The sequence below is a fragment of the Anaerotignum neopropionicum genome, assembly GCF_001571775.1.
Lineage (GTDB): Bacteria > Bacillota > Clostridia > Lachnospirales > Anaerotignaceae > Chakrabartyella > Chakrabartyella neopropionicum.
Genome location: NZ_LRVM01000014.1, coordinates 50,224 through 61,152, shown reverse-complemented (window position 1 = coordinate 61,152; position 10,929 = coordinate 50,224). Strand labels below are relative to the sequence as shown.

The following is a 10,929-nucleotide window of genomic DNA, read 5'->3' as shown; positions in this document are numbered from 1 at the left end:
TGCCAACCGTTTCTTATTCTCTGGCTACTGCTAAAGCAGTTTACTTCTTGCCTGTGCTCACTTGCTCACCCGTAAACGGGTCAATGTATTCTTTTAGCGTTATTTGGTCTGCCGTTAAGTCCTCTTGGATCTGATTTCTTATGTACTCTTCTATCTTTTTTGCATTTTTTCCGACTGTATCAACATAATATCCCCTACACCAGAAATTGCGATTTCCATACTTATATTTTAAGTTAGCGTGCCTATCAAATATCATTAATGAACTTTTTCCCTTTAAATACCCCATAATTTCAGACACACTGTGCTTTGGTGGTATCCTTATTAGCATATGTACATGGTCTTTGCACATTTCTGCTTCGATTATTTCTATTCCCTTGCGGTCACAGAGTTCTCTTAACATTTTCCCTATATCCGCCTTCAATTTCCCATATATTACTTGTCTCCTATATTTCGGTGCAAAGACTACATGATATTTACATTCCCATGTTGTATGTGCTAAACTATTATTAGTCATTTTGAATCCTCCTTTTGGTCTTTGATGTGGTTGGCAAACCTACATTTATTCTACCAAAGGAGGATTCGTGCTTACATCTAAAGAACAAACCTTTCCTACCACCGGCATAGCCGGTGGTTTTGTCAAGCTAAAGCGAACAAGAAAAACGTCCAAAACTAAATTTTTGGACGTTGGAAGAATTTCAAAAATTTATGCAAGCGGTAGACTGTCCGGATCAGGTCAAAACCATTTATAATGTTCTTTTTTGGACTGGGATACGCATCGGTGAACTCTTAGCCCTCACCCTTAATGACTTTGATTTTGATAAGTGCACTCTCAGAATAAATAAAACATATACCAGACATAAAAAAACAGATTTAATTCAAGATCCAAAAACCGAAAAGAGTAATCGTACAATTTCTATCCCATTGTTTCTTAAAGAAGATATTAACACCCATATAAGCAAACTATACGATTACAGTCCAGACGAACGATTATTTAATATTTATAAAGATGCTATTGGTTATTATATCGACAAGTATAGCCCGATTGCCGGTGTGCATCGTATAAGGGTGCATGATTTAAGACATTCCCACGCTTCCCTTTTGATAAACTTGGGCGAACCGCCTTTACTCATCCAGGAACGACTGGGACATGAAAATATTGAAACTACCTTAAACACATACAGCCACCTGTACCCGAATCAGCAAGCGAAACTTGCAGACAAATTACAGCAAACTTTTATTAATAGTACGATTTCAGTACGCTAACAAAAAATAAGCCCCGAAAATACTGATTGTATCAGCGTCTTCGGGGCTTTTCCTTTTATACTTCCATGATTATGGGTAAAATCATCGGGCTTCTTTTGGTTTTTTGCCAAAAATAATTTTTCAGTGAGTCCTTAATGACACCCTTAATATAGTTCCAACTTGTAATATTTTTCTCTTCACATTTCTGCAAGGCTTCCGCTACCACTTTTTTGGCTTCATCCATAAGATCCTCAGCAACACGGACATATACAAATCCTCTGGAAATAATATCAGGCCCTGCAATAACGGTACCATTCTCCCGATCCATGGTAACAACTACCACTATCAGACCATCTTGGGACAAATGCTTTCTATCTCGTAAAACAATATTACCCACATCGCCTACGCCAAGGCCGTCAACCATAACCTGTCCCGCAGGTACAGTTCCGTTAATCCTTGCTTCGTTGCGTGATAACTCCAACACCTCGCCCAATTTCATAACGAAAATATCCTTTTTATCTATCCCCATTGAGATCGCTAAATCTCTGTGGCAGGAAAGATGCATAAATTCGCCATGAACAGGCATGAAAAACTTCGGCTTTGTCAAAGCCATCATCAGCTTTAACTCTTCCTGCCTTGCATGCCCGGAAACATGAATTTCCTCCATGTCGCCATAAATCACATTTGCGCCCTTTTTCAATAGCTCATTGATTACGCGGATTACATTTTTTTCATTACCAGGAATTGCAGATGCACTGATAATGATTTTGTCCTCCGGCTTCACGCTCACCTGCCTATGCTCATTCATTGAGATTCTGGAGAGAGCCGACATAGCTTCCCCCTGACTGCCCGTAGTAATGATACAAAGCTTCTCATCAGGATAGTTTTTAATCTCGCCAATGTCAATTAATGTGCTAGAGGGTATCGTTAAATACTCTAATTCAGAAGCAGTTTTCACTGCATTTACCAAACTTCTTCCAATAATTGCAACCTTGCGATCATACATATGCGCAGCATTTACTACCTGCTGTATACGGTGGATATTGGACGAAAATGTTGCTACCATAATACGATTTTTAGGCGTATCCTCAAAAATTTTCTCAAACACCTTACCAACGCTCTTTTCTGACATGGTATAGCCTTTTCTTTCTGCATTGGTACTGTCGCTCATCAAAAGAAGTACGCCTTCTTTTCCCAACTCCGCAAAGCGCTGAAGGTCAATAACATCTCCGTCAAGGGGTGTATAATCCACCTTGAAATCTCCCGTATGCACCACCGTTCCAATGGGTGTATGAATCGCCAGCGCAACAGCATCGGCGATGGAGTGATTGGTGTGGATAAATTCCACGTTAAATTGCCCCAAATTCACACGTTCTTTAGGAACTACCGTGTGCCGAACGGTTTTATCCAGCATTTTATGCTCCCTAAGCTTGTTTTCCAATAACCCCAATGTCAAAAGCGTACCAAACACAGGTACATTTATCTGTTTTAAAATGTACGGCAACGCACCTATGTGATCCTCATGCCCATGGGTTAATACAATTCCTCTTACTTTGTCTATGTTTTTAGTCAGATAAGTTACATCAGGAATAACTAAGTCAACCCCCAGCATATCATCCTCTGGGAATGCCAGACCACAGTCAATGATCATAATATCATTTCCGTATTCCAGCACTGTCAAATTCTTCCCGATTTCATCCAACCCACCCAAAGAAGCAATTTTTAACTTTGCTTTGGGTTTCGGTTTTCTTCCTGCCAAAAAACACACCTCCTTTTCGTTTTGTTTTCTCCAATTTACTATTCCATTATTATGCCGTAAAAAAGCGCAGTTTAAACCGCAAAAACAAAACCCAAACAGATAAAATAATTATTATCATTGTTTTTGGGTATACGATAAGAAGGTAGGCTACCAACATCTTTGAAAACACCTCTCCCGACCCGTGTTTTCCTTTCAAAGGCTCTACCAGTTTTTCGTATTTTGTTTTTTCTTCTTTTCCCGCACATGACGAATCGGCAAACTGCCATTCATCTATCGTAAACGCATGAATTTTGCGTTTTTGATCAACTTAAAAATTAATATTCAAAAAAGCTCTTTTCCTCAAGCAAAATCTGCACCCAAAGGATCATTCCAAACAATCATCATTGTCCAGAAAGATTAGGATACAATTTGTTGATCAAATTAAAGCACGAACACTGTAAAGCTATAATTTATAACTCTTTTAATATAATTCTCTCTCATTTTAAACAATGATATTCAATAATACGAAAATAATTTGTCTATCTGTAGGGAAAGTGGCGTCAGCTTAATTGAGTTAATTAATTTTTTTGTCTAAATAATCCGCCACGTCATATTTCTCTCAATTGAATGAATAAGAGTTAATTTATTTCCACATCATAATCTTCGCCTTTTTGGGCAAACAGTTCAGCTACGCGGTCAAACTCCGCGTCATCCTCAACCAATTCATAGGTTACATCATCCGTATTAATAGAGGTTTCCTTCAAAATAAGAGCCTCGGTTTCTTCATCGTCCATCAATTCCGTTTCCACAACCAATAAATAACGCTCGCCACCGCAGGCAACGTTGTCAATAATAGAAAATTCAACCTCAGTGCCATCTTCCTCTGTCATGGTTACTGTTTCAAATTCATATTCATTTGCTTCATCAAAAATATCTGCCATAATCTTTTTACTCCTTTTTCTCCGTTTGCAACTGGTTTATTCTCTGTTTATGCTATCCAAATAGCCTTGAAGAATATGCACCGCTGCCATCTTGTCAATCACACGTTTTCTCTTTTCGTGGCTCAACTCCGCCTCACGCAAAGCACGCTCTGCCGCAATGGTACTAAACCGTTCATCCCACAAAACCAACTTAACCTTTGGAAAGCGTTTTTCAAGACGCTCAGCAAAAGCCTTTGTTTTCACACAACGCTCTCCCTCGGAATTATCCAGATTTTTCGGATAGCCCAACACAATGGCCTCCGGTTGATATTCCTCCACCAATTCCGACAAGCGCTTTAAGCTCTTCTTATATTCAGCAGGGTTCTCCCGACGAATAATTTCCATTCCCTGTGCTGTCCAGCCCAAGGGATCGCTTAGGGCAACACCAATGGTTTTATCGCCATAATCTAATCCTAAAATACGCAAATGATTTCCTCTTTCTTATTCGTTACGCTCCATATAATCCTTTACCAATTCCTCCAGCAGTTCATCCCGCTCCAATTTCCGAATCATGACACGAGCATTCATATAACTGGTAATATAAGTAGGATCACCGGATAAAATATAACCGACAATCTGATTTACAGGGTTATATCCTTTTTCCTTCAAAGCCGTGCTAACAGCGATGAGGATCTTTTTTGCTTCGTTTTCGGGTTCTTTGTCTAATCTTCCAAAATATTGTGTTTCATTAATATTGTTCATACCGCTCACTCCCCAACATACGATCCATTCGCTTCTCATCTATTATCTTATTTCATCATAATATAAACCAAAGCGGATTGCAACTATATTATCCTTAAAGAATTTTTACAAATTGGTATCACCAAAGGCATTTTCCCCTTCGACATAGGTTATTTTCGTCAAGACAATGCTGTTTGTTATATCCTTCCCGCTTTTTGCGTGCACCTTCATGTAATTTGAAGTATGCCCCTCATATGTTCCCTCAGAAAGCTTCTTTTCATACAAAACCTCAGTTGTTTCCCCAATATATTGTGCCAAAAACGCAGCACTCATTTCATCACTTAAAGCAAGCAATTTATGGCTTCTTTCCGATTTTACGCTATTGGGCAGCTGATCCTTTCTTTCTGCCGCAGGCGTCCCTTTTTTGGGAGAATAGGGGAATACATGAATCTTTGCAAACCCGATTTCCTTTGCAAATCCATAGGATTCTTCAAAATCTTGCTCTGTTTCACCGGGAAATCCAACGATAATGTCTGTTGTCAGCGCCACCTGAGGCAAATATTTTCGCAAAAGCACCGCAGCCTGCCTATATTTTTTTGTATCATACTTACGGTTCATTTCCTGAAGCGTTCTGTCACATCCACTTTGCAAGGACAGGTGAAAATGGTGGCAAACCTTTGGCAGTTCAGCCATTGCTTTTGCAAATTCCTCCGTAACCACATTCGGCTCTATAGAGCTAAAACGAATACGACGAATCCCTTCCACCCCATGCACCTGGCGCAAAATATCCAAAAGGCCGGTATCCTTGCGGTCTTTGCCGTAACTTGCCACATGAATTCCCGTTAAAACAACCTCCTGAAATCCATTTCCCGCCAAACGCCTTACCTCTTGCAAGACATCCTGTGGCTCACGGCTGCGAATTGGCCCTCGGGCATAAGGAATAATGCAATAAGTACAATACTGACTGCAGCCATCTTGAATTTTCAAATAGGCACGGGTGCGATTGGCCAGTTTTTGAATGGAAAGCGGCTCGAAAATCCGCTCTTTCATAATATCGGAAACATGGTTTTCTACGCCATCCTCCGGATGATAGCTTTCCACCATCTCCACAATCTGCCCACGATCCTTCGTGCCGATGACTAAATTTACACCTTCAATTTCCATAATCTCTTTCGGCGCCGTTTGGGCATAACAGCCCACTACGGCAACCACGGCATTCTCATTTTGCCGTTTTACCTTACGGATCAGCTGTCTTGATTTTTTATCTCCAAAATTTGTCACCGTACAGGTATTAATAACATATACATCTGCTGCTTCATCAATTCCTACTATTTCATAGCCCTTTTCTGCAAACAGCTCGGCAATTGCCTCACTCTCGTATTGATTTACCTTGCACCCAAGGGCATAGCTCGCCGCTCTTTTCATGGTTCTCTCCGTTCCTTATGGGTTAAAGCCCTGTTCTTTCTCGTATGGCTTTCACTACCCCGCCTTTATTATTGCTTCCCGCCTGAAAACGGGCAAATTTTTTCACACCTTGTGTCGCACCTTCCATGGCATAGCTATAATATGCCTGTTGAAACATTTCCACATCATTATACTGATCGCCGAAAACAATGGTTTCTTCCGGCGTTACACCCCACATTTTTTGCAAAGCCTCTACCGCTGTTCCTTTGGTAACACCGTTTAATCCCGTATCTAAGCAAGTATCGCCGGAAATCACAAGACTTAAACAATCATCCAACCGTGAACGCAGTTTTTTGTAGCAATCCTCCGCAGTTTCCCCTTCATGAGATATCATGGATACCTTAATGATATCATCCTCTACATGGTACAAATCCTCCGCTAGACGTACTTCATACTGAAATAGCGGGGAGGATAACAATTCCAAAAGCTCCCGACTTCTTGTATAGCTGCAATATTTTGCACAAAGCAGCGGCTCCACCCCTTTGAGGGAAAAAATGGAATCAAGACAATGAACCACCTTCTCCGCCTCCATAGGCTTGACCACAAGCTCTTTCCCGTTATCAACCACAAAAGCACCATTTTCCGCGATGACAACAACATCTTCGATGTGTTGATCAAAATGCTTTTTTAGGCTTGGATACTGACGTCCACTGGCAACAACAAATCGAATTCCTTTTTCCCTAAGCCTTGGCAAAAGTTTGTAAATATCTGTGTCGATATTCTTTTTGTCATCTAAAAGCGTTCCATCCATATCCGAAACAATCAATTTAATCATCTATATTCCCTCTTAGCTGTTATTAATTTTAAAAAACGCAGGGAGTATTTTCAACGCGATCTCAACGTCCTTGCCCGATAACCAGACCAAATACTTGCGTATTAATTCCCATTTTTGACGTTTAAACAAAACCTTGGCGCAGATTTCTTCCATTTCCTCCAATTTTTCTATGATCTCATCCTTCTCGTAATTAGAAATATGATCCATCATGCCAAATTCCAGGCGCAGCTGCGTAAAATCTACATCCAATATTACGTCATCATGCTCTTGCTTAAGGTAATAATCCAACAGACCTTCGTTTTGATAGCCATTTTGTCGAAACCCCTCAAGGCGCTCCAGCATTTTTTTAATGTTTTGTCGATATGCTTCCGCTTGCAACGCAGTATCCTCGTAGGGTTGAATGACAGTAAGACCACTGCAAAAGCCATCTATTTTTTCTTTATATGCACTCATTAGATAGCGAAACAAAACGGACATCTTTTCTGCATCATACGAATAAGCATCCCATGTTTTACAGCTACGGTCAATATCCTCATCTATTTTTAGAGAAAAATCATTATGTTCCATAAAGACCCCACCCCTTTAACATTGGCATCCCAGTATGCTATTTTTCATCTTAAAAGTATATCATATTTGTTCATATATTTGCAAGATTTCCACGAAAACGAAAAGAGTCTTTCCATAAGAAAAACTCTTTCCTGCTGTTAACAAAGTCATTTTTCATGCAATCAAAGGCTTAAGAAACATAATGTTCCCCAAATAAAAACCCACAAACAGGGTCTTACAAATACCATACGCTATGAAAAATATCGCCGCAATCCTTTTTTTGTGCAAGATGCCGATTATACCAAAGGGTGCCACTTTTTGGCACCCTTCTCATTATTTCTCGTGACTTTCATTTTCCTCGTCTTCAATAATGACAACCATGCCGCCTAAGCGTCTGTTGAGCTCGCTTCTGGTAATCTTAATTATATTCGGCGTTAAACCGTCTGCCTGAACGTCAATAAAATATGGTTCCTCATTATCGCAATCGTTTTCATCCAGCCAACCGCCAAAGAAAGACAAAATGGAACGCATAATTTCCACACTATGCCCCCAATAATCCAAATCCAAAAAAATCATACGATTTTTCTCTCCGTTTTTGGAAAATTTACGGCTTTTATAAACCATTGTAAAAAGTCGTCTTTCTTCGCCTTTGTAGGTGAAATAAACAGCCATTTCATTGCTTTCACCAAAACGATTTTCATATCGGTTTATTTTGGCACTGGGATCAAAATATTTTAATACAAACTGATACAATTGTTCCAGTTCAATTTCTTTTGTAATATATCCATGGGTTTTTGCTGTCATAGATGGCACATCCTTTCTACGCTCTCTCGTGTCGAAAAATATTTTGTGTGCTAAATATTTCTTCTTGATTGCATTATACAGGAACGAAACAGCCATGACAAGACAAATCAAGAAGAATAACGAGAAAAAAATGAAAGACTTTTTTAGGCACTTTTGCATCCATATTTGTCCATATATACCAATGGGCACCTCTCAAAAAGCATTTCTATTTCTTGTTCTCTACGTTCACTTCAAACTATTATATGCAAAATTCACATTTTCTCTAATATTCTTTCAACCAATTCGCTGCAACGTTTTGCCGCCATGATGCTAAATTTTTCAAATGATATATTGGCCTCTTCCCCCGCACCATCAGAAATGGCACGCACAATTAAAAACGGAATTCGGTTAAGCCAGCAGGTATGGGCAATTGCAGCACCCTCCATCTCTGCACAGGTGCCTTGCACATCCTTACGAATTTTATTTTTTCCTTCTCTCGTACAAATAAACTGATCTCCACTGGCAATACGCCCTGAAATTACACGAAACCCATCCGCAATCTCTGCTGCGGATACCTGTGCCAGGCGAACCAGCTCCTCATCTGCTTTAAAATAGCTTTCTGCCATACGGGGAATGATGCCCACGGGATCCCCTAAGGCTGATGTATCCATATCATGCTGTACCGCATCGGTAGAAATAACAATATCGCCTATTTTTAAATCCTCAGCCAAGGCGCCTGCAACCCCCAGCACAAGGATATAATCCACACCAAAATGGTCAATCATCGCTTGCGTACAAACTGCCGCATTCACCTTTCCAATGCCGCTTCTAACCAAAATAATATTATTTCCCTTATATCTGCCAATATAGAAGGATAATCCAACAACATTTTTTGTTGTAACAATTTCAATCTTTTCTTTCAAACAAAGAATTTCCTCTTCCATTGCTCCAATAATACCAATGGTTTTCATTTTCTGTCATCTCCGTTCAACATAGTGTCCTTAAATGGTTACAATTTCATCCGCTTCATTGTTATTTTATCATACCACAACCCACCCAAAATGTACAAGCTAACTTTTTTACCTTGTCTGCCATTGCAAAAATGCAGCAACTTTTGTATACTATTAGGAAAGTTAATGTAGAGGGAAGGATTCTATGCAACCGGTAATTGGAATTACGCCAGACTATGACAGCGCAGCCGGCAGATATCAGCTGCATCAAGATTATGCTGCTGCCATTAGCGCCGTCGGAGGCTATCCTGTCATGCTCTTTGGTCAAGGGGAAATACCCTTATTTTTAGATGGAATTGTTTTATCCGGCGGAGGCGATATAGACCCACTGCTCTTTCACGAAGAACCCTTGCGAGAAAGTGGAGAAATTTCTCCACGAAGAGATCAATTTGAGCTTTCCCTCTGCCAGGCTGCAATACAAAAAAACATACCTTTATTAGGAATTTGTCGGGGTATGCAAGTGATTAATATTGCTTTGGGCGGAACAATCTATCAGGATATTGGGGTACAAACAAAAAGTACCCTAAAGCATAGGCAGCAAGCACCGCGTGACTACGCAACACACAGTATTATGATTGAAGAAAACACCTTGCTCTCTCATCTTTGGGGAAAAGAAAAAGCGGCGGTTAATTCCTTTCATCATCAAGGAGTTGCTCTTTTGGGCGAAGGACTTCGTTATTCAGCCAAAAGCCAGGACGGCCTAATTGAAGCCATTGAGCACACGGAAAAACCATTTATTTTTGGCGTGCAGTGGCATCCCGAGGCAATGAAAACCGGGGAACAAGGAAGAATATTCGCCGCTTTTGTTCAGGCTGCAGCCGAATTTCATGCAATTAGGAGGTAACTATGAAAAATTTACAAGATCTACTTGGTTTCGAAGCAATGATGCAAACCGGGGTAAATTTCGGCATAAAAATTTTACAAATTGTGGGGACGCTAGTGCTGTGTTGGCTATTCATCCGCATATCCAGTAGTGTTGCGCAAAAGTTCTTTAAAAAACAAACGGAAAAGCAGCGTTTGGCCATGCCTGATAGAAAGGCCAAAACACTAAGCTCTATTTCTTCAAGTGTTTTGAAATATGTAATCTATTTTGTGGGACTTTTTACAATTTTGAATTTATTAGGTGTAGACAGCAAATCCTTATTGGTCATTGCCAGTGCCGGCTCTGTTGCCATCGGCTTAGGCGCACAAAGCGTAGTGACCGATATGCTGGAAGGGTTTTTCATTTTTTTTGAAGATCACTATGCAGTGGGAGATATTGTTACAATTCAAAATATCACAGGCACCGTAGAAGGTGTGTCCTTGCGTTATACAAAAATTAGAGATCCGCAAGGAAGAATGCACATTATCCCCAATGGCTCCGTTGGAATTGTAACGAACCTCTGTAACGATTTTATTAATGCAATTGTTACGGTGGGGATTGCGTATAACGAGGATATTGACCGTGTATTGTCAATTTTGGAGAATGAAATGCAGCAGACCTCAGATATGGATAGCATTTTGGAAACACCGGTTGTTGTCGGTGTTGTGGGCTTGGATGATTCGGCTGTGAATATCCGCATTGTTGCAAAATGCAAAATCAAAACCAATTTTGCCGTTGAAGCCGAATTGCGCAAACGTATTAAAAATCGACTTGACAGAGAGGGTGTAGAAATCCCCTTCCCCCAGCGTACGGTTCATATCGTACAACAAAAGGAGGCATAACAAATT

General features: G+C 40.2%; 13 protein-coding genes. 3 read left to right on the top strand and 10 right to left on the bottom strand.

Going from position 1 to position 10,929, the window contains the following annotated elements:
- Nucleotides 1–40 precede the first annotated feature (40 nt).
- Complete coding sequence (gene tnpA, locus CLNEO_RS14325; protein WP_066090653.1) at nt 41–514, bottom strand: IS200/IS605 family transposase; 474 nt, start codon at nt 512–514, stop codon at nt 41–43.
- A gap of 170 nt (nt 515–684) precedes the next feature.
- On the opposite strand from tnpA, the gene CLNEO_RS14320 reads away from it, so the two are divergent.
- A complete protein-coding gene (locus CLNEO_RS14320; RefSeq protein WP_157723604.1) occupies nt 685–1,263 on the top strand; it encodes a site-specific integrase in 579 nt (192 codons plus the stop codon).
- Nucleotides 1,264–1,318: 55 nt separating this feature from the next.
- Here the strand turns inward: CLNEO_RS14320 and CLNEO_RS14315 are convergent, their stop codons facing one another.
- From CLNEO_RS14315 to CLNEO_RS14275, 9 genes are all read right to left on the bottom strand, one after another.
- Complete coding sequence (locus CLNEO_RS14315) at nt 1,319–3,001, bottom strand: ribonuclease J (protein WP_066090647.1); 1,683 nt, start codon at nt 2,999–3,001, stop codon at nt 1,319–1,321.
- Between the two features lie 617 nt (nt 3,002–3,618).
- Nucleotides 3,619–3,921, bottom strand: coding sequence for a DUF1292 domain-containing protein (locus CLNEO_RS14310; protein WP_066090644.1), 303 nt, complete (start codon nt 3,919–3,921; stop codon nt 3,619–3,621).
- Between the two features lie 36 nt (nt 3,922–3,957).
- Entirely contained in the window at nt 3,958–4,386 is a 429-nt protein-coding gene (gene ruvX / locus CLNEO_RS14305) for a Holliday junction resolvase RuvX (RefSeq protein ID WP_066090641.1), read from the bottom strand.
- Between the two features lie 15 nt (nt 4,387–4,401).
- The gene (locus tag CLNEO_RS14300; RefSeq protein ID WP_066090638.1) at nt 4,402–4,662 is read right to left on the bottom strand and encodes an IreB family regulatory phosphoprotein; all 261 of its coding nucleotides are present in this window, start codon (nt 4,660–4,662) and stop codon (nt 4,402–4,404) included.
- A 105-nt stretch (nt 4,663–4,767) separates the two neighbouring features.
- Nucleotides 4,768–6,066: a tRNA (N(6)-L-threonylcarbamoyladenosine(37)-C(2))-methylthiotransferase MtaB gene (gene mtaB / locus CLNEO_RS14295; RefSeq protein ID WP_066090635.1), complete on the bottom strand. Its 1,299-nt coding sequence runs from the start codon at nt 6,064–6,066 to the stop codon at nt 4,768–4,770.
- 22 nt (nt 6,067–6,088) lie between these two features.
- On the bottom strand, nt 6,089–6,880 hold the full coding sequence (locus CLNEO_RS14290; RefSeq protein WP_066090632.1) for an HAD family hydrolase: 792 nt from the start codon (nt 6,878–6,880) through the stop codon (nt 6,089–6,091).
- Between the two features lie 12 nt (nt 6,881–6,892).
- The gene (locus tag CLNEO_RS14285; RefSeq protein ID WP_066090629.1) at nt 6,893–7,447 is read right to left on the bottom strand and encodes a hypothetical protein; all 555 of its coding nucleotides are present in this window, start codon (nt 7,445–7,447) and stop codon (nt 6,893–6,895) included.
- A 312-nt stretch (nt 7,448–7,759) separates the two neighbouring features.
- Nucleotides 7,760–8,230: a hypothetical protein gene (locus CLNEO_RS14280; protein WP_066090626.1), complete on the bottom strand. Its 471-nt coding sequence runs from the start codon at nt 8,228–8,230 to the stop codon at nt 7,760–7,762.
- A 251-nt stretch (nt 8,231–8,481) separates the two neighbouring features.
- Nucleotides 8,482–9,180 carry a 5'-methylthioadenosine/adenosylhomocysteine nucleosidase gene (locus tag CLNEO_RS14275; protein ID WP_066090623.1) on the bottom strand — a complete coding sequence of 233 codons (699 nt, stop codon included), beginning with the start codon at nt 9,178–9,180 and terminating at the stop codon, nt 8,482–8,484.
- A 184-nt stretch (nt 9,181–9,364) separates the two neighbouring features.
- Here CLNEO_RS14275 and CLNEO_RS14270 point away from each other — a divergent pair, with 184 nt between their 5' ends.
- Nucleotides 9,365–10,063, top strand: coding sequence for a gamma-glutamyl-gamma-aminobutyrate hydrolase family protein (locus CLNEO_RS14270; RefSeq protein WP_066090620.1), 699 nt, complete (start codon nt 9,365–9,367; stop codon nt 10,061–10,063).
- Nucleotides 10,064–10,065: 2 nt separating this feature from the next.
- The gene (locus CLNEO_RS14265; RefSeq protein WP_083532054.1) at nt 10,066–10,923 is read left to right on the top strand and encodes a mechanosensitive ion channel family protein; all 858 of its coding nucleotides are present in this window, start codon (nt 10,066–10,068) and stop codon (nt 10,921–10,923) included.
- Nucleotides 10,924–10,929: the final 6 nt, after the last annotated feature.

What these genes read in the sequence shown, in the direction of transcription:
- CLNEO_RS14290 (WP_066090632.1), bottom strand. Translation starts at nt 6,880, where the DNA reads ATGATTAAATTGATTGTTTCGGATATGGATGGAACGCTTTTAGATGAC.
- CLNEO_RS14285 (WP_066090629.1), bottom strand. Translation starts at nt 7,447, where the DNA reads ATGGAACATAATGATTTTTCTCTAAAAATAGATGAGGATATTGACCGT.
- CLNEO_RS14270 (WP_066090620.1), top strand. Translation starts at nt 9,365, where the DNA reads ATGCAACCGGTAATTGGAATTACGCCAGACTATGACAGCGCAGCCGGC.
- CLNEO_RS14275 (WP_066090623.1), bottom strand. Translation starts at nt 9,180, where the DNA reads ATGAAAACCATTGGTATTATTGGAGCAATGGAAGAGGAAATTCTTTGT.
- mtaB (WP_066090635.1), bottom strand. Translation starts at nt 6,066, where the DNA reads ATGAAAAGAGCGGCGAGCTATGCCCTTGGGTGCAAGGTAAATCAATAC.
- tnpA (WP_066090653.1), bottom strand. Translation starts at nt 514, where the DNA reads ATGACTAATAATAGTTTAGCACATACAACATGGGAATGTAAATATCAT.
- CLNEO_RS14300 (WP_066090638.1), bottom strand. Translation starts at nt 4,662, where the DNA reads ATGAACAATATTAATGAAACACAATATTTTGGAAGATTAGACAAAGAA.
- CLNEO_RS14310 (WP_066090644.1), bottom strand. Translation starts at nt 3,921, where the DNA reads ATGGCAGATATTTTTGATGAAGCAAATGAATATGAATTTGAAACAGTA.
- CLNEO_RS14280 (WP_066090626.1), bottom strand. Translation starts at nt 8,230, where the DNA reads ATGACAGCAAAAACCCATGGATATATTACAAAAGAAATTGAACTGGAA.
- CLNEO_RS14265 (WP_083532054.1), top strand. Translation starts at nt 10,066, where the DNA reads ATGAAAAATTTACAAGATCTACTTGGTTTCGAAGCAATGATGCAAACC.